At 73.3% G+C, this 26266-nt stretch carries 18 protein-coding genes; 8 read left to right on the plus strand and 10 right to left on the minus strand.

All coding sequences use genetic code 11. The features are described 5' to 3' along the window. Positions 1 to 9: 9 nt before the first annotated feature. Complete coding sequence (locus QA634_RS13540) at positions 10 to 2247, plus strand: xanthine dehydrogenase family protein molybdopterin-binding subunit (protein ID WP_012332516.1); 2238 nt, start codon at positions 10 to 12, stop codon at positions 2245 to 2247. Between the two features lie 25 nt (positions 2248 to 2272). Here QA634_RS13540 and QA634_RS13545 read toward each other — a convergent pair whose 3' ends face one another. Both QA634_RS13545 and QA634_RS13550 read right to left on the minus strand, forming a co-directional pair. Next, positions 2273 to 2803 (minus strand): histidine phosphatase family protein, encoded by a 531-nt coding sequence (locus tag QA634_RS13545; protein WP_012332517.1) that lies wholly within the window; start codon positions 2801 to 2803, stop codon positions 2273 to 2275. Then, entirely contained in the window at positions 2800 to 4563 is a 1764-nt protein-coding gene (locus QA634_RS13550) for a hypothetical protein (RefSeq protein WP_012332518.1), read from the minus strand. The genes QA634_RS13545 and QA634_RS13550 overlap by 4 nt, the downstream gene beginning before the upstream one ends. Before the next feature lie 624 nt (positions 4564 to 5187). Between QA634_RS13550 and QA634_RS13555 the strand changes: the two genes are divergently transcribed. Together QA634_RS13555 and QA634_RS13560 are read left to right on the plus strand one after the other, a co-directional pair. After that, positions 5188 to 6951: an ethylbenzene dehydrogenase-related protein gene (locus tag QA634_RS13555; RefSeq protein WP_012332519.1), complete on the plus strand. Its 1764-nt coding sequence runs from the start codon at positions 5188 to 5190 to the stop codon at positions 6949 to 6951. A 23-nt stretch (positions 6952 to 6974) separates the two neighbouring features. Further along, on the plus strand, positions 6975 to 8033 hold the full coding sequence (locus QA634_RS13560; protein WP_012332520.1) for a 2Fe-2S iron-sulfur cluster-binding protein: 1059 nt from the start codon (positions 6975 to 6977) through the stop codon (positions 8031 to 8033). Between the two features lie 58 nt (positions 8034 to 8091). Here the strand turns inward: QA634_RS13560 and QA634_RS13565 are convergent, their stop codons facing one another. The 5 genes from QA634_RS13565 to QA634_RS13585 all read right to left on the minus strand — a co-directional run bounded on the left by QA634_RS13565 (position 8092) and on the right by QA634_RS13585 (position 15046). Continuing rightward, positions 8092 to 8886 (minus strand): PstS family phosphate ABC transporter substrate-binding protein, encoded by a 795-nt coding sequence (locus QA634_RS13565; RefSeq protein WP_012332521.1) that lies wholly within the window; start codon positions 8884 to 8886, stop codon positions 8092 to 8094. A 204-nt stretch (positions 8887 to 9090) separates the two neighbouring features. Further along, the gene (solA, locus tag QA634_RS13570; protein WP_012332522.1) at positions 9091 to 10266 is read right to left on the minus strand and encodes an N-methyl-L-tryptophan oxidase; all 1176 of its coding nucleotides are present in this window, start codon (positions 10264 to 10266) and stop codon (positions 9091 to 9093) included. Positions 10267 to 10371: 105 nt separating this feature from the next. Further along, positions 10372 to 11556, minus strand: a complete 1185-nt coding sequence (locus tag QA634_RS13575; RefSeq protein ID WP_012332523.1) for an osmoprotectant NAGGN system M42 family peptidase — start codon at positions 11554 to 11556, stop codon at positions 10372 to 10374. Then, positions 11553 to 13268 carry an N-acetylglutaminylglutamine synthetase gene (gene ngg / locus QA634_RS13580; RefSeq protein WP_012332524.1) on the minus strand — a complete coding sequence of 572 codons (1716 nt, stop codon included), beginning with the start codon at positions 13266 to 13268 and terminating at the stop codon, positions 11553 to 11555. The genes QA634_RS13575 and ngg overlap by 4 nt, the downstream gene beginning before the upstream one ends. Before the next feature lie 5 nt (positions 13269 to 13273). Continuing rightward, positions 13274 to 15046 carry an N-acetylglutaminylglutamine amidotransferase gene (locus QA634_RS13585; protein ID WP_012332525.1) on the minus strand — a complete coding sequence of 591 codons (1773 nt, stop codon included), beginning with the start codon at positions 15044 to 15046 and terminating at the stop codon, positions 13274 to 13276. 271 nt (positions 15047 to 15317) lie between these two features. On the opposite strand from QA634_RS13585, the gene QA634_RS13590 reads away from it, so the two are divergent. From QA634_RS13590 to QA634_RS13600, 3 genes are all read left to right on the plus strand, one after another. Further along, positions 15318 to 16598: a sensor histidine kinase gene (locus QA634_RS13590; protein WP_012332526.1), complete on the plus strand. Its 1281-nt coding sequence runs from the start codon at positions 15318 to 15320 to the stop codon at positions 16596 to 16598. A 1-nt stretch (position 16599) separates the two neighbouring features. Then, entirely contained in the window at positions 16600 to 16977 is a 378-nt protein-coding gene (locus tag QA634_RS13595; RefSeq protein WP_012332527.1) for a response regulator, read from the plus strand. 311 nt (positions 16978 to 17288) lie between these two features. Then, positions 17289 to 20243 (plus strand): PAS domain S-box protein, encoded by a 2955-nt coding sequence (locus tag QA634_RS13600; protein ID WP_012332528.1) that lies wholly within the window; start codon positions 17289 to 17291, stop codon positions 20241 to 20243. Positions 20244 to 20384: 141 nt separating this feature from the next. Here QA634_RS13600 and QA634_RS13605 read toward each other — a convergent pair whose 3' ends face one another. Further along, the gene (locus QA634_RS13605) at positions 20385 to 21059 is read right to left on the minus strand and encodes a class II aldolase/adducin family protein (protein WP_012332529.1); all 675 of its coding nucleotides are present in this window, start codon (positions 21057 to 21059) and stop codon (positions 20385 to 20387) included. 422 nt (positions 21060 to 21481) lie between these two features. Here QA634_RS13605 and QA634_RS13610 point away from each other — a divergent pair, with 422 nt between their 5' ends. Both QA634_RS13610 and QA634_RS13615 read left to right on the plus strand, forming a co-directional pair. Further along, a complete protein-coding gene (locus QA634_RS13610) occupies positions 21482 to 22171 on the plus strand; it encodes a class I SAM-dependent methyltransferase (protein ID WP_012332530.1) in 690 nt (229 codons plus the stop codon). 205 nt (positions 22172 to 22376) lie between these two features. Continuing rightward, the gene (locus QA634_RS13615; protein WP_012332531.1) at positions 22377 to 22991 is read left to right on the plus strand and encodes a hypothetical protein; all 615 of its coding nucleotides are present in this window, start codon (positions 22377 to 22379) and stop codon (positions 22989 to 22991) included. Between the two features lie 103 nt (positions 22992 to 23094). On the opposite strand, the gene QA634_RS13620 is transcribed toward QA634_RS13615, so the two are convergent. Further along, positions 23095 to 24216 carry an NADH:flavin oxidoreductase/NADH oxidase gene (locus tag QA634_RS13620; protein ID WP_012332532.1) on the minus strand — a complete coding sequence of 374 codons (1122 nt, stop codon included), beginning with the start codon at positions 24214 to 24216 and terminating at the stop codon, positions 23095 to 23097. Positions 24217 to 24320: 104 nt separating this feature from the next. Continuing rightward, entirely contained in the window at positions 24321 to 26246 is a 1926-nt protein-coding gene (locus tag QA634_RS13625) for a propionyl-CoA synthetase (protein ID WP_012332533.1), read from the minus strand. Between the last annotated feature and the right edge of the window lie 20 nt (positions 26247 to 26266).

The following is a 26266-nucleotide window of genomic DNA, read 5'->3' on the forward strand; positions in this document are numbered from 1 at the left end:
TTCCGCCGCATGGCCACCACCCCCCTCCACGTCGGCGCGGCCCGCAGCCGGGTCGACGGTCCCGCCAAGGTGACGGGCGCGGCCCGCTACGCCGCCGAGTTCAAGGCGGCGGACCTCGCCTACGGGGTGGTGGTGTCGAGCGCGATCACCCGCGGGCGCGTCACCGCCATCGACGCCGCCGCCGCCCTCGCGGTCCCGGGCGTGATCCAGGTCTTCACCCACGAGAACCGGCCGCGCACCGCCTGGCTCGACTACAATTACCGCGATCAGGTCGCCCCGCCCGGCTCGCCCTTCCGGGCCCTGCACGGGCCCGAGATCGTGTTCGGCGGGCAGCCGGTCGCCCTGGTGGTGGCGGAGAGCTTCGAACTCGCCCGCTACGGCGCGTCGCTGATCCGGGTCACCTACGCCGAGGAGGTCCCCCACACCGACCTCGCCGCGGTTCGCGACGCCGCCTACGTCCCGCCCAGGAAGCGCTCCGGGATCAAGCCGCCGCCCGACCCGCGCGGCGATGCCGAGGGCGCCCTCGCGGCCGCCCCGGTCCAGCTGCGCCAGGAGTACAGGCAGGCGATCGAGCACCACAACCCGATGGAGCCCCACGCCACCACAATCGTCTACGAGGGCGACGGCAAGCTCACCATCCACGACAAGATCCAGGGCGTGAACAACACGCAATCCTACGTCTGCAGCGTGTTCAATCTCAAGCCAGACGATGTGCGCGTGATCTCGCCCTATATCGGCGGCGCCTTCGGCTCCGGCCTGCGCCCGCAATACCAGCTGTTCCTGGCGGTCTCGGCCGCTCTCAACCTGAAGCGCTCGGTGCGGGTGGTTCTGAGCCGCGACCAGATGTTCACCCTCGGCTATCGCCCCGAGACGATCCAGAGCGTCGCCCTCGGGGCCGATCGGGACGGGCGGCTGCAGGCGCTGCTGCACGAGGCGGTCGCCGGCACCTCGACCTTCGAGGATTACCAGGAATCGGTCGTCAACTGGTCCGGTCTCCTCTACCATTGCCCCAACGTCAAGCTCGGCTACAAGCTCGCCAAGATCGACACCGCGACGCCGGCCGACATGCGGGCGCCGGGCGCGGCGACCGGCGTCTACGCGCTGGAAGTCGCGATGGACGAACTCGCCGACGCGACCGGGATCGACCCGCTGGACCTGCGGCTGCGCAACTACGCCGAGCGCGACGAGGGCGAGAACAAGGACTTCACCTCGAAGGCCCTGCGGGAGGCCTACGCGCAGGGCGCCGAGCGCTTCGGCTGGAGCCGCCGCGGCCGTGCGCCGCGCTCGATGCGCGAGGGCCGCGAGCTGGTCGGCTGGGGCCTCGCGACCGGGGTCTGGGAAGCCTACCTGATGAAGTCGAGCGCCCGCGCCCGGCTCGCCCTCGACGGCACGCTCGAACTCGCCTGCTCCACGGCCGATCTCGGCACCGGGACCTACACGATCCTGAGCCAGATCGGCGCCGACGCCCTCGGGGTCCCGCTCGACAAGGTCCGCACCCTGCTGGGCGACACGACCTTGCCCGAGGCACCCCTCGCCGGGGGCTCCTGGACGGCGGCCTCGTCGGGCTCCGCGGTGGAGATGGCCTGCCGCGCGGTGGCCGAGCAGCTCCTCGGCTTCGCCCGCCGGATCGACGACTCGCCCCTCGCCAACGCCGACCTCGCCCACGTCACCTTCGCGGACGGCGCGATCCGCCTGGCCTCGGACCCCTCCGCCAGGATCTCGCTCGCCGAAGCGATGCGGGCGGGCGGCGTCGAGAGCGTCGAGGCGACCGAGACCGTGAAGCCGAGCCTCCTCACCGGGCTGCGCTACGCCGCCTACACGCATTCGGCGGTGTTCGCGGAGGTGCGGGTCGACGAGGATCTCGGCGTGGTCCGGGTGACCCGGGTGGTGAGCGCCGTCGCGGCGGGCAGGATCCTGAACCCGAAGACCGCCCGGAGCCAGATCATGGGCGGTGTGGTGATGGGAATCGGCGCGGCCCTGGAGGAGGAGTCGATGCTCGACCACACCCTCGGGCGGTTCATGAACCACAATCTCGGCGAGTACCACGTGCCGGTGAACGCCGACATCCACGACATCGAGGTGATCTTCGTGGAGGAATCCGACGACAAGGTGAGCCCGATCGGCGCCAAGGGCCTGGGCGAGATCGGCATCGTCGGCACGGCCGCCGCGGTGGCGAACGCCGTCTTCCACGCCACCGGCAAGCGCATCCGCGAACTGCCGATCACCCTCGACAAGATCATCGCCTGAGCGGGAGCGGTCCCGGCCTCGCCGCTCAGGCGGCCGGGCCGCGCTCCAGGCGGACCCACTCGCCGTTCGAGAGGCTGCGTCCGGTCAGCGCCTGGATCACGCCCCAGTGGCAGACGACGAGGGTGTGGGCCCAGTCGGGATGGGCGTCCATCTCGGCCAGGAAGGCGGCGGTGCGGGCCTCGAACGCGTCGTGCGGCTCCTCCTCGCCGGGCCACCACACCTCCTCGATCGCCCCGAAATCGAGGTGGGGCCAGGCCGCCGCGAGCGCGGCCGAGCCGGTGCCGATGTCGCAGCTCGCCCCGAAGCGCTCGCGCACCAGCGCGGTGACCGTCACGGGCAGGCGCAGCCGCGCCGCGACCGGCGCCGCGGTCTGCAGGGCCCGCGTGTAGGGCGAGCAGAGGATGCGCCGCACGCCCTCGCCCACCAGGGCCTCGGCGGCCTCCTCGGCCTGCCGGTGGCCGAGTTCCGTCAGCGGCGCGTCCGGGATGCCGGGATCGACCCCGGTCGCCCCGTAATGCAGGTTGAACGCGCTCTGGCCGTGGCGGAGGAGGATCATCGGGACTCCCTCAGGAGGCGGTCGAGGCGGGTCGCGCAGGCCGCGGCGGCGGCCCGCAGGCGCAGGGCCTCGTCGGGCGCGGCCCCGCTCTCGGCCGCGAGCGTGCAGGCGCCGAGCCGGAAGGCGAGGTAGCACAGGGTGTGGAGCCCGAGGAGGTCCGGGTCCGGCGGGCGGATCCCGGCGGCCGCCAGCACCGCGCCGATCCGCTCCGCCGCCGCGGAGGGCAGGTCGAGTTCGACGCGTGCCCCGGCCACGTCCCAGGCGATGTCCTGACAGCCGACGAGGTCGTGGCCCGCGTGGTGGTCGAGGGCGTCCGCCTTGCGCAGGCTCCCGTCCGGCAGGACCAGCCATTCCCAGGGCTGCAGGCGGGCATCGACCCGGACGGGCCGGCGCCGCTCGCCGAGGGCGGCGAGCCGCGCCGCGCCGTAGGGGGAGAAGCCGCGGGCGGCCTCCTCGCCGAGGGCGGCCGCCGCGTTGTGCCGGGCCATGGCGACGAGGTCGGGCAGCGTCGCGCCCTCCTCCGGATCCGCCGGGAAGGCGGCCGCCCGGAAGGCGAGGTAGCGCCCGACCGCCTCCGCGAGGGGCAGCGGGGCGAGGGCGCCGGGCCGCAACGGGCGGGCCTCGGCGAGCCACCGCTCCACCAGGAAGCCGTGAACCAGCCCGGCGACGGGGGGCGTGAAGCCGGCCGCGTGGAGCCTCCGCGCCCGGGCGAGCGCCGCCTCCCCGGTCGGCCCGAGCCCGACGAACTTGACGAGCCAGGTCGCGCCGCCGGCCCGCGCCAGGAACTTGCGCCGCTCCAGCTGGGCGTTGACCGGCGGCCAATCGGCCTCCCGCGCGAAGTGGTGGCGGCGCCAGGCGCCGCCCGAGACCTCCTCCAGCGGCCCGTCGAGGGGCCCGAGCAGGCCGGAGACCCAGCCGGCGAGCCGGTGGGCGGGGTTCTCCGCGTCGAGCAGGAGGCGCTCGAAGGGGACCAGGTGGCGCCGCGCCCGCGCCCAGGCCCGCCGGTGGCGCGGCGCCGCCCGCGGGCCGGGCTCGCCCGGATGGCTCGGGAAGAAGGCGAGGCGCTCCGGCCCGGCCCCCCGCGCCGCGAGCGCGTCGGAGGCGGCGCCGAAGGAGCTGCCCGAGAGGCCCGGCCCCTCGTCCACGATCGCCACCTCCCCCCGGGCGGCCTCGGCGAGGGCCCGCTCGGCCCCGGGGCCGAGGGCGAGGCGCCGGTCGAACGGGTGCCCGACCGGGCGCACCGACAGCGGGGCGCGCGCGCCGAGCGCGGCGGCGACCATCGCGGCGAGGGGCAGGCCGATGCTGCGGATGCCGAGGCAGGTCGTGCCCGGCGTTAGGCCGGAGCCCGCGGCGGCGGCCCCGTAGCCCTCGGGGTAGAGCGCGTAGAAGGCGAAGCCCTCGGCGCGGCGGCCGCTGATCCGCGCCGGCAGCGCCGCTCCCGCGAGGGCGGCGAGCGGGCCGGGCGCGACCGGCGCGCCCGCGCAGCCCGCCCGCCAGGAATGCCACGCCGCCCGCGCCAGGGCCATGAGCAGGGCCGTGGCGAGGTCCTGCGCCCCGGAGGGCGCGTCCTCGCCGCGCGCCGCGAGGTCCGCGTCGGCGATCCCCTGCGCGAGTTCCCCGGCCTCGATCAGGCTCCCGACCAGTATCGCGTGCCGCGCGAGGCCGGGCGGTGCCCCGCTCTGGGCGCGAAGCGCCGCCTCGATCCGCGCGATCCAGGCACCCGGATCCCCCTCCCGCGCGCGATCGCCGAAGACCAGCATTCCGTCCCGTGCCCCCGCCCGCCGCGCCCGGCCCGCTCCCTCATCGCGCGCGCCCGCGCCGGGTTCCCTGCCCGTCCCGGCCGGCCGCCCGGTCGCGCGCCGTCGATCTCCGCCGAGATGAGGTCAGATCTCGCCGCCCGGGCGAACACTTCCCGCCAAGCTGTTCGCTCCGGTGGGCCAGTCGATCGCCGTCCCGGCCGCGCGGCCTTTGCAGTGGAGGCGGTATTCGATCCGGTTCTTCTCGCCTGACCCTGCTGCCGCCCCGCGCCGGAGCGGCGGCGCGCCCTGACGAAACCGGCGCCGCAAGATGCAACCTGAGGTGAGCGGCCGATCGGGCAGCTTCGCGGGGCCGCGCGACCGCCTGGACTGTCGCTGGTCTTTCGGCGAATTGCCGCAGCGGAGCGACATTGCAGGAAGATCGGGACGGCCTCGGTGTCGACATCGTGAGTGAGCCATTCCCCAGCGGATCAGGATGGCAGTCCTCGGCCAAGCTGCGGTTTACCATACCCAAAAAAATCGCCCGATGCTGGAACCGCGCGTTGCAACCCGGGCGAGCTTGGATAAAGTTTTCTTACGAGCAAGCATAAAGTCTGGCGATCGGCTGCGTGCCGCCCGGGGGCCGTCATGAACGAGATGGTGTCGAAGGATCGCTTGGCGGGCGCGCAGCCCCAGTCGACGGACGGTTTGCGACCGAGATTGCAACCCAGAGGGAGCGGGCTGCCGACGAGCGACGTCGGGACCGTGATCCTGCACTGGACGAGCGCCGTCGCCATGACGGCGAGCCTGGTCACGGGCCTCCGGATCTCCGCCGACGCGCTCGACGCCGTCGTGGCGCGCTGGCTCTCCCCGATCCTGCCCCAGGGCGAGGTCTGGACCGTCCACATCTATGCCGGGCTGCTGCTCTTCGGCGTCTCCGTCGCCTACGTCGCCTACATGGCCCGCAGCGGCCTCGCCAACCGCGTCGCGCTGCGCAAGGCGCGGGCGCTGAAGCTCGCCCAGAACGCCCAGCTGCGCTGGATGGGCGCGAACGTGCTCCTGCACTGGCTGCTCTTCGGCCTCGTGATCGTCCTGACGGCGACCGGGATCCTGCTCTATCTCGGCCATGGCGGCCTCGTGGTGACCATCCACGAGGCGGCGGCCTACGGCACCCTCGCCTACACGCTGCTGCACCTCGTCGGCCATTTCGGGTATGGCGGCTGGCGGCAATGGCTGCGGATCTTCCGCCCGGCGGCGCTCGCCCCCAATCCGGCGCAGCGCAGCCGCCGGCCGATGCTGGTCGCCGGGCTGGTCACGGTGCCGGCCGTGGCCGCGGCGGTCGGCCTCGACCTCGTCGACCGCGACACCCTGACCGTCGAGACGGTCGCCCAGGCGCCGACCCTCGACGGCGTGCTCGACGACGCGGCGTGGCGGGCGGCGCGGCCGGTGCGGGTGCGCACCCAGCAGGGTGCCAATCTCGGCGGCACCGGCGAGTCCACGGTCGAGATCCGGGCCGTCCAGGACGGCACCAGGATCTACTTCGCCTTCCGCTGGCAGGATCCGACCCGCTCGATCGCCCGCGTGCCGATGATCAAGGAGGCCGACGGCTGGCACGTGCACGCGAGCCGGGCCGGCGAGGCCGACGTGGTCGACTTCTACGAGGACAAGTTCGCGGCGATCTTCTCCCACTCGGACGGGTTCGGCGCCGGCGGCGTCACCCATCTCGGCCCGCGGCCGCTGCCCGACAAGCCCTCCTCGCTCAACCAGCGCGGCCTGCACTACACGACCGACGGCTCCTACGTGGACATGTGGCAGTGGAAGTCGTCCCGCGGCGGCCTCCTCGGCCACGTCGACGACCAGTACATGGGCCCGCCGCGGGAGCCGACGCCGGACGAGGCCCGGAAGCGCGCCCGCTACCAGGGCGGTTACTGGAACGACCCGGGCTCGACGATCTACAGCTACAATTTCCCGTTCGAGGGTCCGGGGGGCTATGCCGGCCCGGTCAAGCCGAAGCGCCTGCCGGTCGATCCGGCCGCGACCATGGCGGCGCTCGGCCACTTCGACCTCAAGAACCCGGACACGCACCAGGACGAGGGCGCCCGCTGGTGGCTGACCGGCGCGGATTCGAAGCCCTACACCGAGGAGGACGACGCCCGGATCCCGGTCGGGACGGTGATCCCGGGCGTCCTCAACACCGGCACCTACGAGGGCGACCGCGCCGACCTCAGCGGCGGGGCCAAGTGGAAGGACGGGTACTGGACGCTCGAGGTCTCCCGCGCCCTCAGGACCGGCAGCCGCTACGACGTGGATTTCGTGCCGGGCGAGCCGCTCTATCTCTGGGTCGCCGTCTTCGACCACACGCAGACGCGGCACACCCGGCACGTCCGACCGGTCCGCGTCGTCCTGCGCTGATCCCCGCCTTCCGGAGCGCATCCATGGCCTCTTCCTGCTCGCTCGTCGTCAACGGCAAGACCATCCGGGCCGCGCGCGGCGACACGCTCGTGGACGCCGCGATGACGGGCGGGGTCGTGATCCCGCACGATTGCGCCACCGGCCAGTGCGACACCTGCCGGGTGCGGGTCTACGCGGGGGAGGTGGACGAGTCCGGCACCCGCCAGGGCGACACGGTTCTCGCCTGCCAGGCGCGGGTGGCGGGCGACGCGGTGATCGAGTTCGACGCCGTGCCGCCGGTCGCGAAGCGCCGCGGCACCCTCGTCGGCATGGTCGACCTCTCGCACGAGATCGTCGAGGTGACCGTCGCGCTCGCCAAGCCCCTCACCTCCCTGCCGGGGCAGTACGTGTCCTGCGCCTTCGCGGGCTTCCCGGCCCGCGACTACAGCCCGACGCTGCGCAGCGACGGCTCGGGCGAGATCAACGAACTCATCTTCCACATCCGCCGCGTCCCGGACGGCGCCGTCTCGGCGGAGCTCGGCGGGCGGATCCGGCCCGGCCACGACGTGCAGATCCGCGGCCCCTTCGGGAGCGCCTTCCACCGGCTCGGGCCGGGGCGCCTCGTGCTGATCGGCGCCGGCACCGGCTGGGCGCCGATCTGGAGCATCGCTCGCGCGGCGCGCTTCCGCGAGCCCGGCCGCGAGATGATGGTGATCGCCGGCGCCCGCGATCCCCGCAACCTCTACATGGGCGAGGCCCTCGACTGGCTTCGCCGCAGCGGCGTCGAGCGGGTGATCGCCACGGCGAGCGGCGGCGAGCCCGGGCCCGGCCGGCTCGCGGGCCGTCCGACCGCCCACCTGCCGCTGCTGCGCGAGAGCGACGTGGTGCACGTCGCGGGCTCGCCCGGGCTGGTGGCGGCGGTCCGTCTGGTCGCCGCGGGCGTCAACGCGACCTGCTACGCGGATCCCTTCGTCGCCTCCGCGCGCAAGCGCACGATCCGCCACGCGCTGTTCGACCTGCTGTTCGCGCGCCGGCCGAGGGCCGAGCCCGGACGCGCCTTGTCCGTCGCCGCGCCGGCCGAAGCGGCGCGCGGCGCCGCCTGATCCCGACGGTCACGTCTCCGGCCCGGTGGCTCGGCGTCCCGGGCGGTCGGGACGAGTCTCAGCGCGCCACCGGCACGGCGCCGAAGCTGCGGATCACCTCCCGGGCCGCCGGCGCCTGCGTGAAGGCGACGAAGCGGGCGGCGGCGGGCGTCAACTGCCCGCCCATGTGCACGAAGGCGAGTTCGCCCGCGCTCGGATAGCCGGCATCGGTCGGCAGCTTGCCGTCGATGGCGAGCACCTGCGTGCCGACCTCCAGGGAGCGGCTGTAGGGGCCGAAGCCGATCGCGCCCTCGACGGAGCGCACCGTCTCGATCGCCTCCTGGGTGGAGACCGCGGTCTTCGAGCGCTCGGTGATCGCGAGGTCCTTCCAGCCCGGCATGCTGGCGCGCAGGATGCGCAGGGTGCTGTCGGTCTCCTCCCGGCGCACGACGCGGATGCGCAGATCCGCCCCCCCGACCTCCTTCCAGCCGGTGATCCGCCCCGCATAGATGCCCGCGAGCTGCTCGGCGCTGAGCCGCGTCACCCCCGCGCTCGGATGCGCGAAGATCGCCGAGGGCAGCCGCGCCACCGGGGTGTAGACCAGGCCGCGGCCGAGCTCGGCCTCGGTGAGGTGGCGCGCCACCCGCGCCAGGGAGGCCTTGCCCGACCCCACCGCCGTGATGCCGCCGTCCGAGCCGATGCTTGGCGGGACCGTCACGTCGAGCTCCGCATCCGCCTCGCGGGCGCTGGCGCCGAGCGCCCGCATCAGGTCGATCGCGTCGCCGGTCCCGACCACGGTCAGTTCGGCCGCGCCGGCCGGCGCGGCCAGGATCAGCGCTGCGAGCGCCAGGGCGGGACGGGTGGGAAGCGGCATGGCACGCACCGGACGCGGTTCGATCTCGCGCGATCCTGCGGGGCCGATCGTAAACAATGCCTGAGCGTCGCCCCGCCGCCCCCGGGTTTCCTCGGGCCCTCACAGGACATCCGACGGATTGCTTTGCTAAGCGGATCTCGGCGGCGCTCACGCGCCGCGCGAGCGTGTCATACGCTCTCCGGACGTGATCGTCCGGACAGCGGATCAGCGGAACCGGGCGAGCCCGAACGGCGCGAGGTCGACCGGGGAGCGGCCGGTGACGAGGCGCTCGGCCAGGGCGGCCCCGAGCCCGGCCGAGTGCTTGAAGCCGTGGCCCGAACAGGCCGAGACCGCGAGGATGCGGTCGCTCTCCGGATGGTCGTCGATCAGGAAGTCCCGGTCGGGCGTCACCGTATAGAGGCAGGCGGCGGAGGCGACCGCCCCGGGCGCGACCCCGGCGAGGCGCCCGGCGACGTGCGAGGCGTAGAAGGCCTCGGCCTCGGCCGGATCCGCGGCGCGGGCCTCCTCGGCCCGGCTCGGGCGGACGAACTGCTCGGTCCCGAGCTTGACCCGGGCCTCGCCGGGAAGCGGCGGGAAACCGTACAGGAAATCCACCCCGGGGGACGGCGCGATCCAGATGAAGGCCGGCGCGCGCGCCGGGAACGGGGCGCCGGGATCGACCGGAAACCAGTGCAGCACCTGCCTGTTCACGGTGAGGAGCGCGTCGAACGGGGGACCGAGGAGCGGCCCCAGCCACGCGCCCGCCGCCACCACGACGCGGTCGGCCGTGACCGCGCCCGCGTCGGTCTCGACGCGCACGCCGGCCGCCTCCGGCCGCAGCGCCCGCACGGGCGCGTCCGTGCGGATCTCGGCGCCGTGCGCCGCGGCGAGCCGCAACTGCGCGGCGATGCAGCGCTCGGGCGCCACGTAGCCGCCGCCGGGCTCCAGGTAGGCCTGCTCGCCGCCGCGCAGCCCGGCGAAGTGGGGAAAGCGCCGCGCCAGTTCGGCCGCGTCGATCACCTCGTGCGCGATTCCGCCCGCCCGCGCGGCCGCGGCCGAGCGCCCGACGAAGTCCGAGCGGCCGTGGGCGAGAGAGGCGCCGTCGGCCGGGGCGATCAGGACGAGGCCGCAGGCGGTCAGCAGCTTCTCGCCGGTGCGCGCCTCGAGGTCGCGCCAGATGCGGTGGCTCTCCCACACCAGCGGCCGATAGGCCTCGCCCTCGCCGACGCCCTCCCGGGTGATCCGCGTCTCGCCGTGGCTCGATCCCTGGGTGTGGGGCGGGCTGAAGCGGTCGAGGCCGAGGACGCGCACGCCGCGGCGGGCGAGCTGGTACAGGATGGCGGCGCCGACCGCGCCCAGGCCGATCACGGCGACGTCGGTGCGGCGGGAGGTGACGGGCATGGCGGGGCTCGGCCGGGACGGCTCGCGCGGGAGGTCCGGCGCGGCGCGCCGCCCTGATACGCCGGGCGCGGGCGCCCGCCCAGTGCGGCGTCGCGGCCGCGCGCCTCAATCCGGCGGGATCGCGCCCTCCTGGATGTCCGCCTGCGGGTCGGCGGTCTCGCTCTCCTGGTGGGGGAAGTCGGCGAGCGGCCCGAGGGGCTTCACGTCCCTTCGGAAGAGCACGTCGCTCTGCAGGTAGAGGCAGGAGAGCTCCGCGAGCGAGCGCAGGGCGTTCACGTGGGTGCGCTCGTAGCCGTGCGAGGAATCCACCCCGAAGCAGATCAGCGCCGTGCGCAGGTCGTTGCCCGCCTCCAGCGCCGAGGCACTGTCGCTGCGGTAGAAGCGGAACACGTCGCGCTCGTAGCGGATGTCGTTCGCCTCGCAGAGCTCGATGAGGCGGCGGGTGAGGTGGTAGTCGAAGGGCCCGGCCGAATCCGCCATGCTGATCGTCACGCCGGATTCCCGGCTGCCCTGGCCGGGCGCGACGGTGCCGTTGTCGATCGTCACCATCTCGGCGATGTCGCCGTGCAGCACCGAGGAGGCGCCGACCCCGACCTCCTCGGCGATGGTGAACAGCATGTAGGTGGTGACGGTGGGCCTGCGCCCGGCATCCGCCATCGCCTTCATGGCAGCGAACATCACGGCGACGCCCGCCTTGTCGTCGAGGTAGCGGGAGTTGATGTAGCCCCGGGGCGAGATCTCCGGGTTCGGGTCGATGGCGACGAAGTCGCCGACGTTGAATCCGAGCCGGCGCAGATCGTCCCGGCGATACGCGAAGGCGTCGACCCGCAATTCGACGTTGGTCCAATCGACCGGCTGGGTGTCGACCTCCTCGTTGTAGGTGTGGCCCGAGGCCTTGAGGGGCAGGATCGTGCCGCGGTAGCTGCCCCGGTCGGTGAAGATCGTGCAGCGCGCGCCCTCGGCGAAGCGGGCCGACCAGGTCCCGATCGGGACGAGGCCGAGGCGCCCGTTCTCCTGGAGCTGGCGCACCATCGCCCCGAGCGTGTCGAGATGCGCGACCATGGCGCGGGCCGGCCCCGGCCCGGCGCCCCGCAGGGTCGCCCGGATGGCGCCGCGCCGCGTCAGTTCGAAGGGCACGCCGAGGCGCTCCAGCTCGCGCCCGCAGAAATGCACCGCCTGATCGGTGTAGCCGGTCGGGCTCGGGATCTCGATCAGGCGCTTGAGGACGTCGAGCATGTAGTCGATGTCGATCCGCACCCCGGCGGAGTGCGCCGCGAAAGGCCTGTTCACGCGAAGGGCCTCCGGATGCGGGCGGCGGTGATGGTCTGCGGGAAGAGCATGTCGACGAAACGCTCGGCGGTGGGCTGCGGTTCGTGGTTGGCGAGGCCGGGCCGCTCGTTGGCCTCGATGAACCAGTGCTCCGGCCGGCGCACGTCCGGCACCATCAGGTCGAGCCCGACGACCGGGATGTCGATCACGCGGGCGGCCTTCACGGAGGCCGCGACGAGGTCGGGATGGATCTCGTCGGTCACGTCGTGGATGGTGCCGCCCGTGTGCAGGTTGGCGGTGCGGCGCACGAGGAGCGTCTCGCCCGCCTCCGGGACGTCGTCGAGGCGGCGCCCGGCCCGCTCGACGCAGCGCCGCGTCTCGTCGTCGAGGGGAATGCGCGACTCGCCCCCGGTCGCCGCCGCCCGGCGGCGGCTCTGGCGCTCGATCAGCTCGCGCAGGGTGTGGCGCCCGTCGCCGATCACCTGCGCGGGCCGGCGGATCGCCGCCGCCACGACCTTGAAGTCGATCACGATCACCCGCAGGTCGCTGCCCTCGACGAATTCCTCGAGCAGCACCGTGTCGCAGAGCGTGCGCGCCTCCGCGATGGCCGCCTCCATCTCCTCGGGCGTGGTGAGGTTCACGGCGATGCCGCGGCCCTGCTCGCCGCGGGCCGGCTTCACCACCACGGCGCCGTGCCGCTCCAGGAAGGCGCGGCACGCCGCCGCGTCGCCGGCGACCGTCTGGTCGGGGACGCGCAGGTCCGCCCCGGCGAGGAGGCGGCGGGTCAGGGCCTTGTCGTCGCAGATGGTCATCGCGGTGGCCGAGGTCGCCGAGGACAGGCTCTCCCGGCAGACGAAGCTGCGCCCGCCATGGGTCAGGCGGAAGATCGAGGTCGGCTCGTCCACCACCTCGACCGTGATGCCGCGCCGGCGCGCCTCGTTGGTGATGATCTGCGCGTAGGGGTTCAGCGCCGCCTCCGGCGAGGGCCCGATATAGAGCTTCTCGTTGAAGGAGTTCTTCGTCTTGATGGTGAAGGTCGGCAGGCGCGTGAAGCCGAGCTTCTCGTAGAGGGCGATGGCCTGGGCATTGTCGTGCATGACCGACAGGTCCATCAGGGCCCGGCCGCGCTGGCGGAAATGGGCCGCGAGGGCCCGCACCAGGCCCTCGCCGACCCCCGGATGCGGCGTCTGCGGGTCGACGGCGAGCGACCACAGCGAGGAGCCGTCCTCCGGGTCGCCGAAGGCCACCGCGTGGTCGATGCCGGTCGCCGCACCCAGGACGGCGCCGGTCTGGGCATCCTCCGCCACCAAGTGGGTGAGGAGCCCCCCCGGGCGGGGGGGCCAGGCGTGGGCCGGGTCGATCTGGACCATGTGGCGGGCCCGGCAGATCCGGTTGATCTCCTCGATGTCGGCCGGCCCGGCGACCGGCCGCACCCGGAAGCCCCGCGGCGCCTCCGTCTCCGCCGGGAGGTCGCCGAGGTCGAGGCGGAAGGCGTGGGACGGGTCGAGGAAGAGCTCGGTCGGGGCGAGCGCCAGCACCACGTGGGGCTCCGACACGTAGAAGGCGACGTCGCGGTGGCCCGGCTCCTCCTGCAGCAGGCAATCGACCAGGTCGGCGGGATCGCGGAAGGTCTGGCCGAAGATCAGCCGGCCCCAGCCGCAGGAGACGGCGACGTTCTCCGCCCGGGCCGCGGCGGGCTCGGGGCTGGGCGGGTTCGGATCGGGAGAGGCCATGGCGGTCAGATCGCGTGGGTCTGGAGCCAGAATTCGAGCAGCGCGACCTGCCAGAGCTTGGAGCCGCGCAGCGGCGTCATGTGGGCCTCCGGCTCGGCGAGCAGGCGCTCGACGTAGGGCCGGTTGAACAGGCCGCGCTGGCGGGCCACCGGCTCGTTCAGCACGTCGCGCACCAGTTCGAGGAACGGCCCGCGCAGGTATTTCAGGGCCGGGACCGGGAAGTAGCCCTTCGGCCGGTCGATCACCTCGGAGGGCACGACCCGCCGTCCGGCCTCCTTCAGGATGTACTTGCCGCCGTCGCGGATCTTCAGGGATGCGGGGACGCGGCCGGCGAGCTCGACGAGGTCGTGGTCGAGGAAGGGCACCCGAGCCTCCAGGCCCCAGGCCATGGTCATGTTGTCGACGCGCTTCACCGGGTCGTCGACCAGCATGATCTCGGTGTCGATGCGCAGCGCCTTGTCGATCGGGCGCGGTGCGCCGGGGCGGGCGAAATGCGCCGCCACGAAGTCCCGGCTCACGTCGCCGCCGAGGAGGTCGGGCGCCAGCGCCTCCGCCATCTCGGCGTGGTCGCGGTCGAAGAAGACGCGGGCGTAGTCGGCGACCGGGTCGCGCGATTCCATCATCGGCGGGTACCAGTGGTAGCCGCCGAAGATCTCGTCGGCCCCCTGCCCGCTCTGCACGACCTTCACGTGCTTGGAGACTTCCTGGGACAGAAGGTAGAAGCCGATCGCGTCGTGGCTGACCATCGGCTCGGCCATCGCCGCGACGGCCCCGTGCAGGGCCGGCAGGGCGCGGGAGGAATCGATGCGGATGCGGTGGTGATCGGTGGCGAAGCGCTCGGCGATCACGTCCGAGTAGGTGAACTCGTCGCCCGCCTCGCCGCCCACGCTCTCGAAGCCGATCGAGAAGGTCTTGAGCCCGCTCTGGCCGGCCTCGGCCAGGAGCGCCACCACGATCGAGCTGTCGAGGCCGCCCGACAGGAGCACGCCGACCGGCACGTCCGAGACGAGCCGCCGCTCCACGGCCCTGCGCAGGGTCGCCAGCACGGCCTCGCGCCAGTCGTCCTCCGCCATGCCGGCATCCTCGGGCCGCTCGCCGACGGCGGCCTCCCAGTAGGTGCGCTGGCGGCGGGTGCCGTCGGGCTCGATCGTGATCGTCGTCGCGGGCGGGACCTTGCGCACCCCGCGCAGGATGGTGAGCGGGGCCGGCACGACGGCGTGGAAGCTCATGTAGTGGTGCAGGGCCGCCGGATCGATCGTCCGGTCGACGTCGCCCGCCGCCAGGAGCGCCGGCAGGCTCGACGCGAAGCGCAGCCGCCCGCCCGCCTCGGCGTAGTAGAGCGGCTTGATGCCGAGCCGGTCCCGCGCGATCAGGATCCGGCCGCTGTCGCGCTCCCAGAGCACGAAGGCGAACATCCCGTAGAAGCGCTCGACGCAGGCCGGCCCCCAGGCGTGGTAGGCCTTGAGGATGACCTCGGTGTCGCCGTCCGAGAAGAAGACGTAGCCCTTGTCCCGCAAGTCCTGGCGCAGGTCGCGGAAATTGTAGATGCAGCCGTTGAACACCACGGCGAGGCCGAGCTGCGGGTCGACCATCGGCTGCTGCGAGGCCGGGCTCAGGTCGAGGATGCTCAGGCGCCGGTGGCCGAAGGCGACGGCCCCCTGCGAGAAGCTGCCGCCCGCGTCAGGGCCGCGCGGGCGAAGCAGCCCGGCCATGGCCTGGACCGCCGCCGCGTCGGGCGGGGCGCCGTCCAGCCGGATTTCGCCGCAGATCCCGCACATCCGATCCCATCCCGTTCGGTTTCGCCAAGCCCCTCCGCAGCGCGACGTCCCGCGGCGCACCCGAGGGCGGGCTGCCGAGGGACGTGGGATGGGGCGTGCGACCCCAATGCGCGTGGTCGGGCAAGGTTCCCGGGCCGGCCGGCCGGCCCGGCCACGCCGCAGCGACAGGCACCCCCCCGCCATGATTTCGTGAAGGAAACGGATGCGCGCCCGCGCGCGAGCCGCCATACTCGCACCGGCTGCGCGGCGGCCGACTTCAGGTGATGTCCACATGATCGACTTCGTCGGCCGACTGCTCGAGACGGGGAGCCTGTCGCCACATGGCATCTGCCTGCTCTGGCGCCCGGAGCTGATCTGGACCCATGTCGTCGCGGACTTTCTGATTGGTCTGTCCTACCTCTCGATCCCTGTCGCCCTCGGGGTGCTGGTGACGCAGCGGCGCGACGTCGCCTTCGGGTGGATGTTCTGGTGCTTCGCACTCTTCATCCTGGCCTGCGGGACCACGCACCTCCTCGCGATCTGGACCCTGTTCGTGCCCGATTACGGCATCGAGGCGCTGGTGAAGGTGGTGACCGCGGCGGCCTCGGTCGTGACCGCGATCATGCTCTGGCCGCTGCTGCCGCGCCTCCTGGCCCTGCCCTCCCCCTCGGAGCTGCGGACCGTCAACGCGGCGCTGACCCGGCGCATCGCCGAGCACGACGCGGCGCTGGCGGCCCTGCGCGAGGCCGTGGCCGAGCGGGAGAGGGCCGAGGCGATGCTGCGCCAAGCGCAGAGGATGGAGGCGATCGGCCAGCTCACCGGCAGCCTCGCCCACGACTTCAACAACCTCCTCGGGATCATCGTCGGGAGCCTGGAGCGGCTGCAGCGCCTCGTTCCCGAGCGCGGCATCGGCGAGACGACGCTGCAGGGCGCCATGCGGGCGAGCGAGCGGGCGGCCGCCATGGTGCGGGACCTCCTGGCCTTCGCCCGCCAGCAGCCCCTGATCCCGGAGCGGCTCGACATCAACGCGCTGCTGCGCGGGATGACGGACCTCGTCGCGGGCGCCATGCTGCCGGAGGTGCGGCTGGCGACCGAGCTCGAGGACGGGCTCTGGCCGGCCTGCATCGACCGCAACCAGCTCCAGAGCGCCGTTCTCAACCTCGTGGTCAATGCCCGCGACGCCCTCGATGCCGGCGGGACCCTCACCCTCGCGACGCGCAACGTCCCGCGGGCGGACGCCCGAGGGATCCCGTCGCTGGCGGAGCACGACTACGTCCGGATCAGCGTCCGCGACACCGGCCGGGGCATGCCCCCGGAGGTGCTGGAGCGGGCGGTCGAGCCCTTCTTCACGACCAAGCCGCAGGGGCGCGGCACCGGGCTCGGCCTCAGTCAGGTCTTCGGCTTCGTGCGGCAATCGGGCGGGCACCTCGCCCTGCACAGCCGCCCGGGCGAGGGCACCACCGTGGAGATCTACCTCCCGCGCGCGCCGGGCGTGGACGGCGCCCGCGACGCGTCTTCCGGGAACGCGTCCGAGCCGGTAGCATCGCTGCCGGCCGATGCGGGGTTGGCGTGAGATGAGTCGGGGCCGGATCGCGAACGTCCTCGTGGTGGAGGACGAACTCCTCCTCCTCGACCTCGTCACGGCCGAGCTGGAGGATGCGGGCCTGACCGTGATCCAGGCCGGGACCGCCGAGGCGGCCCTCGCGGCCCTCGCCGGCGAGGCGGCGATCGACCTCCTGTTCACGGATATCCGCCTGCCGGGCGCGATGGATGGCTGGCGCCTCGCCGAGGAGGCCGTGCGCCTGCGCCCGGACCTGCGCGTGATCTACGCGACCGGCTTCTCCGGCGCCGCCCCGCGCCTCACCCCCGGCAGCCTTTTCTTCACCAAGCCCTACCGTCCCTCCGCCATCATCGCGGCGATTCGGTCCTTCCAGGACGCGGCCCGGGGCTGAGGCCGGCCCGGGCGCCGCGCTTCCCGGGCGAGTTTGCCTTTAGGACATCTTCCCATCGCTCGGCCTCAGCTGCTATTCGTAGACGAACGACTGTCGAATCGCGTGGCAGCACTTGGGCGCGGCGTTCGAGGGGAGCGCGGCCTGACGCGGGCGATGGGATCGCGCGCCGCTTTCGATCGCGCGCAATCCAAAACGTTGACAAGGCTCGGGCCGATGCGTCAGGTGGCAGCCTCGACGCCAGCCGTGGGGAGCCTGGGGGCTTTGCAAGCGAGGGCCAGCGCAGCGTGGCCGTGGCCAGGTTAGGCGGATTTATGGGTGAGGACCGGAGCGACGCGGGATTCGGGGCGCGGCGCGCGCGCTGGCCGCGCCTGCGCGCCGCCCGCCGCGACCGGCCCGCCTGCGCGGCGTCGGCGGCCTGCGTGGCGGCGTCGCCGGCCGCCGCGTCCGTGCCCGACCTGCCGGCCGGATGGTTCGAGAGCGCGTCGCTCGGCCTCACGGCCTCCCTGGTGGCGCTCGCGGCGACCGCCTCGGTCGTGCTGCGGCGAAAGCGGCGGCGCCTCGCCCAGGACGCCCCGGGCGAGCGCGAGCGGGCTGCGCCCTCGGTGCGCGAGGCCGCGGCGGTGGCGGAGGCGACGCGCGCCGCCGCGCTCCTCGGCAAGACCCTCGACTGCATGGATCAGGGGGTGATCCTGGTCGGGCCGGACCGCACGGTCCAGGTGGCGAACCGGCGGGCGCGGGAGTGGCTCGGCCTCTCGGAGGAGTTCATCGCCGGCCGGCCGAGCTACCGGGAGGTGCGGGCGCGGGCGCGGCTGAGCCCCCACTGGGGCACCCTCGTCTCGGACACCCCCCTCCAGCTCTCCGAGGAGGATCCGGAGGCCACCCACACGATCGCGGAGCGGCGCAACGCCGACGGGACCGTGCTGGAGATCCGCACGGTCCGCACGGAGGATGGCGGCCTCATCCAGACCCTCACCGACATCACCGAGCGCCGCAGCGCGGAGGATCGCTACCGGCTCCTCGCGGAGAACGCCACCGACCTGATCTCGCTGCGGCCGCGGGGCCGCGACGGGCGGGTCTACGTCTCGCCCTCCTCCCGGGCCGTGGTGGGCTGGGAGCCGGAGGAATTCGCGCAGCTGCGGGCCGACCAGCGGCTGCACCCGGACGATCTCGACCGCGTGCGCCGGGAGGTGACGGCGCTGACGCCCGACTCGCCCCGGCGCACGAGCGAGCACCGGCTGCGCCACAAGGCGGGCCACTACGTCTGGGTGGAATCGACGCTCCTGCTCACCAAGCCCGGCACGCCCGAGGAGGCGGTGATCGTGGCCTCGCGGGACGTGACGGCCCGCCGGGCCGCCGACGCGGCCCTGCGCGAGAGCGAGGCGCGCCACCGGCTCCTCGCCGAGCGCACCGGGGACATCATCGCCCGGGCCGACCTCAACGGCGTCCTGCGCTACCTCTCGCCGGCGGTCGAGCGGGTGATCGGCTACCCGGCCGACGAGCTCCTCGGCCGCTCGGCCCTCTCCCACATCCACCCGGACGACCGTCCGATGGTGATGCGGCGCTACAGCGCCCTGGTGGAGGCCGGCCCGGGCGCGCGCGCCAAGTTCGAGTACCGGGTGCGCCACCGGCACGGCCACGACGTCTGGCTCGAGGTGAACCCGACCGTCCTGTACGACGAGGGCGACCTCGCGCCGCTCGGCTTCGTGGACGTCGCCCGCGACGTGACCGCCCGCAAGGCGGTCGACGCGGAACTCGCCGCGGCCCGCGAGCAGGCCGAGGCGGCGCGCATCCAGGCCGAGCACGCGAGCCAGGCCAAGACCGACTTCCTGGCCTCGATGAGCCACGAGATCCGCACGCCGCTGAGCAGCGTGATCGGCTACACCGAGATGCTGCTCGACGACGCGGAGCTGACGCAGAGGCAGCACCTGCAGGCCTCCCGGATCCGCTCGGCCGGCTCGGCCCTGCTCACGGTGGTCGACGACATCCTGGACTTCTCGAAGATCGAGGCGGGGCAGGTCGATCTCGACCTCGTGCCCTTCGCCCTCGACGGCCTGATCGAGAACGCCGTCGCGATCGTGCGCCAGCTCGCCGAGCGCAAGGGGCTGGAGATCCGCGTCGAGCTCGATCCGGCCCTGCCGCGGGCCCTCGTCGGCGACCAGAACCGCCTGCGCCAGATCCTGCTCAACTTCCTCAACAACGCGCTCAAGTTCACCCGCCGCGGGCGGGTCGTGCTGGCGGTCGAGAAGGCCGGCGACGGGGCGGGCGGCTGGCCGATCCGGTTCTCGGTCACCGACACGGGCATCGGCATCGCCCCCGAGCAGCAGGCGCGGCTGTTCAAGCGCTTCAGCCAGGTCGACGGCTCGATCCGGCGGGAATTCGGCGGCACCGGGCTCGGGCTCGCCATCTCCAAGAAGCTGATCGAGCTGATGGGCGGGGCGATCGGCGTGCGCAGCGCCCCCGGCGAGGGCTCGACCTTCTGGTTCGAGGTGCTGCTGCCCGAGGCCGACGAGGCGCCGCCGGCCGCCTGCGCGGCGCCGCCCCCGGCGGTGCGGCCGGCGCGCATCCTCCTCGTCGAGGACCTGATCGTGAACCAGGACCTCGCGCGCGCCGTGCTGGAGAAGGGCGGCCACAGCGTCGACGTGGCCAATGACGGGCTGGAGGCGATCGCGGCCGTCCAGGTCAACCGCTACGACCTCGTGCTGATGGACGTGCAGATGCCGGGCATGGACGGGGTCACCGCCACCCGCCACATCCGGGCGCTGCGCCCGCCCGTCTGCACCATCCCGATCATCGCCATGACGGCCAACGTCCTGCCGAGCCAGGTGGCCGAGTTCCGCGCGGCCGGGATGAACGACCATCTCGGCAAGCCCTTCCGGCGCGAGGAATTGCACGCGGTGATCGAGCGCTGGATCAACGGCGCCCGGCCGGGCCCGTCGCGGGAGGCCCTCGACCGCATCGTCTACGACGACGTGGTCGGCCTGCTCGGCGCCGACCGCCTCGGCTACTTCCTCGACGAGCTCGCCCGCGAGATCCGCGACCGGCTGAGCGACCAGAAGCTCTGCGGCGCCGACCCGGAGCGCCTCGCCCGCGACGCCCACGGCCTGATCGCCTCGGCCGGGACCCTCGGCTTCGCCGAGCTCTCGGGCCTGTGCAAGCGCCTGGAAGTGGCCTGCCAGAGCGGCGCCTTCGAGGACATGCTGGCCGAGGTGCGGGCGGGGCGCGACCGGGCGCTCGGCGAGATCGACCGGCTGCGGCCGGCCGCCTGATCCGGGATCCGCTCGATCGAGCGGATCCCGGATCACGAGCCCGCGCGGCGCCTGAGCGCGGCGCCTGAGCGACGCCGACATCCGCATGGCCGAAGTCGGAGATGGCGAAGCCATCAACCGGATGTCGTAAGATCCGACCGTTCAGGGCGTGCCGGCCGCCGCGCCGCGCAGCCCGTAATCGGCGAAGCGCTCCAGCACCGCGTCGATCTCCGCGCGCGAGAGGATCACCGGACCGCCCTCGAGCTGCAGGCTGTGATGGTACTGCTTGGCGAGCGTCTCCAGCTCGACCGCCCGCCACATCGCCTTCTCCAGGCTCTCGCCGATCGCGATGATGCCGTGGTTGGCGAGCAGGCAGGCGGTGCGGTCCCGGAGGGCCGCCAGCGCCTCCCGCGACAGGGCCTCGGTGCCGTAGAGCGCGTAGCCCGCGCAGCGCACGTCGTGGCCGCCGAAGGCCGCCACCATGTAGTGGCAGGCCGGGATCGACCGGCGGGTGATCGCGATCGCCGTCGCGAAGGTCGGGTGCGCGTGGACCACCGCCCCGGCATCCGGGCGGCTGCGCAGGATGTCCCGGTGGAAGCGCCACTCGGTCGAGGGCTTGAGCGGGCCCTCCCAGACGCTCCCGTCGCCGTCGAGCGGCATCGCGGCGATCATCTCGGGCGTCATCAGGTCGTAGGGCGTGGCGCTCGGGGTGAGCAGCATGCGCGCGCCGTGCCGCGCCGAGATGTTGCCGGCCGTGCCCTGGTTGAGGCCGTTGCGGTTCATCTCGCGGCACAGCGCCACGATCCTCTCCCGCAGGTGTCGCTCGGTCCCGTCCATCCGCACCTCCCCGCCTGCGCGCGCCTTATCACGGGCCGGCGGGCCGGTCATCGGCGGCCGTGACGCCCGGGACACAGCCCCAGCATCTGCCTTGCGCCGGATAGAATTGAGCCAGCTCATCGCCTATCATCCCCGCGGGAAGCCGCCGCGGGCGGGCCAGATGGCGCCGCGTGTCGCAGTGACGTCACAATATAGCTGGCAAAACGGCCCCGTTGCGGGGCGCGGGACGGGCCGGTTCTGCTCGGGCGCGGCCGGAAGCGACGTGACGGATTGAAGTCGTCATGCTTCTGTTAAGGACATCCTCTACCGCTCGGAGCGCCCGAGGGGGGATGCGACGGAATCCGGAACGGTGCGCCCGCCTCGGCGCGGCGCCGTCCCGGCCGAGCGCGCGGCAGCCCCCTTCCATCCGGAGAGCCGAAGCGATGTCCTCCATGCCCCACAGTCACGCCGCGACGGCGGACGCGATGCCCGCGCGGGATCTCGACACCGACGCGGTGGCGAAGGCCTATGGCCGCTGGGCGCCGGTCTACGACCTGGTGTTCGGCCGCGTCTTCGCGCGGGGGCGCAGCCTGTCGATCGAGGCGGCCGAGCGGGTCGGCGGCCGCGTGCTGGAGGTCGGCGTCGGCACCGGCATCTCGCTCCCGGCCTACCGGCGCACGACGCGGCTCTACGGCGTCGACATCTCGGAGCCGATGCTGGAGAAGGCCCGCGAGCGCGTCCGCGGCCTGCGCCTGCAGAACGTCGAGGGGCTCGCGGTCATGGACGCGGAGCATCTCGACTTCCCGGACGGCGCCTTCGACGTGGTGGTGGCGCAGTACGTGGTCACGGCCGTGCCCGACCCGGAGGCCGCCCTCGACGAGTTCGCCCGCGTCGTGCGGCCGGGCGGCGAGATCGTGATCACCACGCGGATCGGGGCCGAGGGCGGCCTGCGCGGGGCGCTGGAGAAGGCCTTCTCGCCGATCGCCAACCGCCTCGGCTGGCGGACCGAGTTCTCGTGGAGCCGCTACGCCCGCTGGGCCGAGGCCCATGGCGGGGTCTCCATCGTGGAGCGCCGCTCCCTGCCGCCGCTCGGCCATTTCTGCCTGATCCGCATCCGGAAGGCGGCCGGCTGAGGCCATTCCCACGCGATCCCGGATCCGGGTTCCGGTTGATCCAGGCGGATCCCGGATCACCAGCCCGCGCGGCGCTTGAGCGAAGCCCAAATCCGCCATCCCGAAGGGATCAAGCGGATCACCAGCCCGCGCGGCGCCTGAGCGAAGCCCAAATCCGCCATCCCGAAGGGATCAAGCGGATCGGGCATGAGAGGAGACAGGTGCGATGACGAGCTTTCTCGAGGCGCTGCGGATCCAGCGCTGGGACGACCACCGCTACTATCACCACAGCCGGATCAACCAGTCGCTGCACCTCGTGAGCGCGGTGAGCTTCCTGGTCGCCTACGCGATGGCGTTCAAGGACCCGGCCATGGCGGCCGTGATCGGCTGGCTGGTTTCGATGCTGTCCCGGCAGGCGGGCCACTTCTTCTTCGAGCCGCACGGCTACGACGAGGTGAACCAGGCCACCCACGAGCACAAGGAGGAGATCAAGGTCGGCTACAACCTGCAGCGCAAGGTCGTGCTGATGGCGGTGTGGGCGTTGTCGCCGCTGCCGCTCTACTACGACCCGACCTTCTTCGGCCTGTTCGCGGAGCCGGAGGGTCCGCTGGACGTGATGCGGCAGGTCGGCCTGATCTGGCTGGCGATCGCGGTCGGCGGCCTGCTGTTCCGGGTGGCGCAGCTCTGCCTGACGCAGAGCGTGCAGACGGGCCTGGTCTGGGCGACCAAGATCCTCACCGACCCGTTCCACGACATCAAACTCTACTACAAGTCGCCGCTCTACCTCCTCCAGGGCGAGCTGATCGACCGCGGCGGCGACGTGGCGCACAAGCCCAACTGATGGCCCGCGGCGGCGCGGCCCCCGCCCTCCGGGCGGGGGCTCGTCGGCTTTCCAGCGACCGTTTCCGCCTCCCGGCCCGGTGAGGACGCGATCGGCGGCGCGCTCAGCGCTGGCCGAAGGCGGCGTCCTTGAACAGTTCCTTGAACTCGCGGGGCTGCGAGCGCCAGTACTGTTTCGGCGCGTGCACGCGGGCGCCGAGTTCGGCCGCGGCGTGCCAGGGCCAGCGCGGATCGTACAGCATGGCGCGGGCGAGCGAGACCGCGTCCGCCCGCCCCTCCTGCAGGATCTGCTCGGCCTGGGCCGGCGTGGTGATCAGGCCGACCGCGATGGTGACGAGGTCGGTCGCCTGCCGGACCCGCTCGGCGAAGGGCACCTGGTAGCCCGGGCCGAGGGCGATCTTCTGCCTGGGCGAGACGCCGCCGGTGGAGACGTGGATCGCCGCGGCGCCGCGCTCCTTCAGCGCCTGCGCGAAGGCGACGGTCTGCTCGACCTCCCAGCCCTGCTCCACCCAATCCGTCGCCGAGACCCGCGCCCAGACCGGCTTGCCCGCCGGCACCGCGTCGCGCACCGCGTCGAACACCTCGAGCGGGAAGCGCATCCGGTTCTCCAGGCTGCCGCCATAGACGTCGGCGCGCTGGTTGGAGAGGGGCGAGAGGAACTGATGCAGCAGGTAGCCGTGCGCGGCGTGGAGTTCGACCGCGTCGATGCCGAGCCGCATGGCCCGCTTGGCGGTGGCGACGAAGTCGTCGCGGATGCGCTTCAGGTCGGCGGCGTCGAGGGCGCGCGGCGCCACCTCGCCCTCCGCGTGCGGGAGCGGAGAGGGCGCCTCGGTGAGCCAGCCGTAGGGATGGTCGGGGGCGATCTGCGCGCCGCCGTCCCAGGGGGCCTGGCTCGACGCCTTGCGGCCCGCATGCGCGAGCTGGATGCAGATCGGCCGCGGCGCGTAATCGCGGATCGCCGCCAGCACGCGGCCGAGCTCGCGCTCGCAGGCATCGTTGTAGAGGCCGAGATCGCCGGAGGTGATGCGCGCCTCGGGCGACACGGCGGTCGCCTCCAGGGTGAGCAGCCCGGCGCCCGACATCGCGAGCTGTCCGAGATGCATCATGTGCCAGTCGCTCGCCTCGCCGTCCCGCGCCGAGTACTGGCACATCGGGGCGATGATGATGCGGTTCTCAAGTTCCAGGCTGTCGAGGCGCAGGGGCTCGAACAGGCGGGGCGCGGTCATGCGGGAGACCTCCGTTGGCGGACCGCGTCTATCTGGACGCGGCGCGCCCGCCCGGAAAGCCCTCCGGGCCTCCCCGCGCATCATCCCCGCGCCGCGGGCATGTCTCAGCCGAGGCCGCGCGCCCGCAGGGTCGCGCCGATCTCGTCCAGGATGGCGGGATCGTCGATGGTCGGCGGGGTGGTCCAGGGCTCGCCGTCGGCGATCTTCTTCATCGTGCCGCGCAGGATCTTGCCCGAGCGGGTCTTGGGCAGCCGCCCGACCGTCAGGGCGAGCTTGAAGGCGGCGACCGGGCCGATGCGCTCGCGCACCAGGGCCACCAGCTCGCCCTCGACCTCGACGGGGGAGCGGGCGACGCCGGATTTCAGCACCACGAAGCCGCAGGGCACCTCGCCCTTCAGGCTGTCGCGGATGCCGATGACCGCGCATTCGGCCACGGCCGGGTGGGAGGCCAGCACCTCCTCCATGCCGCCGGTGGAGAGCCGGTGGCCCGCCACGTTGATGATGTCGTCGGTCCGGCCCATGACGTAGACGTAGCCGTCGCGGTCGAGGAAGCCGGCATCCGAGGTGTTGTAGTAGCCCGGGAAGGTGGCGAGGTAGCTCTCGCGGAAGCGCTCGTCCTGCTGCCAGAGGGTCGGCAGGCAGCCGGGGGGCAGCGGCAGCGCGATCGCGATCGTGCCCATCGTGTCCGGGGGCACCGGCCTGCCGCCCTCGTCGAGCACCTGCACGTCGTAGCCCGGCATGGCGACGGTCGGGCTGCCGTGCTTGACCGGCAGGATGCCGAGGCCGACCGGGTTCGCGGCGATCGGCCAGCCGGTCTCGGTCTGCCACCAATGGTCGACGACCGGCACGGCGAGGATGCGCTCCGCCCAGGCGACGGTGTCCGGATCGGCCCGCTCGCCCGCCAGGAACAGGGTGCGGAAGCCCGACAGGTCGTGCCCGCGCAGCAGGGACGCCTCGGGATCCTCCTTCTTGACCGCGCGCAGCGCCGTCGGCGCGGTGAACAGGGCGACGGCCCCGGTCTCGGCGATGACCCGCCAGAAGGCGCCCGCATCGGGCGTGCCGACCGGCTTGCCCTCGTACAGGACGGTGGTGCAGCCGTGCAGGAGCGGCCCGTAGACGATGTAGGAATGGCCGACGACCCAGCCGACGTCGGAGGCGCACCAATACACCTCGCCGGGCCGGATGCCGTAGAGGTTCGGCATCGACCAGGCGAGCGCCGCGAGGTAGCCGCCCGTGTCGCGCACCACGCCCTTCGGCTTGCCGGTCGTGCCGGACGTGTACAGGATGTAGAGCGGGTCGGTGGCGGCCACCGGCAGGCAGGGCGCCCGCCGCCCGGCGGCGCGGGCTTCGGCGACCGCCGCGGCCCAGTCGCGGTCGCGTCCGGCCGCCAGGGCGGCCTCGGCCTGGGGGCGCTGCAGGATCAGGCAGGCGAGCGGCCTGTGGGCGGAGAGCCGGCAGGCCTCGTCGAGGAGGGGCTTGTAGGCGACGACCCGCCCCGGCTCGATCCCGCAGGAGGCCGCGAGCACAACCTTGGGGGCCGCATCCTCGATGCGGGCGGCCAGTTCCTTGGCGGCGAAGCCCCCGAACACGACCGAGTGGACCGCGCCGAGGCGGGCGCAGGCGAGCATCCCGAACAGCGCCTCGGGCACCATCGGCATGTAGAGCACGACGCGGTCGCCGCGCCCGACGCCGAGATCCTGCAGCACGGCGGCGAGGAAAGCGACCTCGTCCTGCAACTCGGCGTAGGTGATGCGCCGCTTGGTGCCGGTGACGGGGGAATCGTAGAGGATCGCCGCCTGCTCGCCGCGGCCCGCCGCCACGTGGCGGTCGACGGCGTTGTGGCAGGCATTGACCTCGGCGCCGACGAACCAGCGGCCGTAGATCCCGGCCTGCGGGTCGAAGACGCGGTCGGCCGGCCGGTGCCAGTCGATGGCGCCGGCCGCCTCGGCCCAGAACCCGGCGGGATCCGCCTTCCAGGCCCCGTAGACCTCCGCGTAGCGGCTCTGCGTCGTGCTCCCGAGCGGCGCCATGGCCTGCCTCCCTGGTCGGG

Origin of the sequence: Methylobacterium sp. CB376 (assembly GCF_029714205.1) — a bacterium.
Lineage (GTDB): Bacteria > Pseudomonadota > Alphaproteobacteria > Rhizobiales > Beijerinckiaceae > Methylobacterium.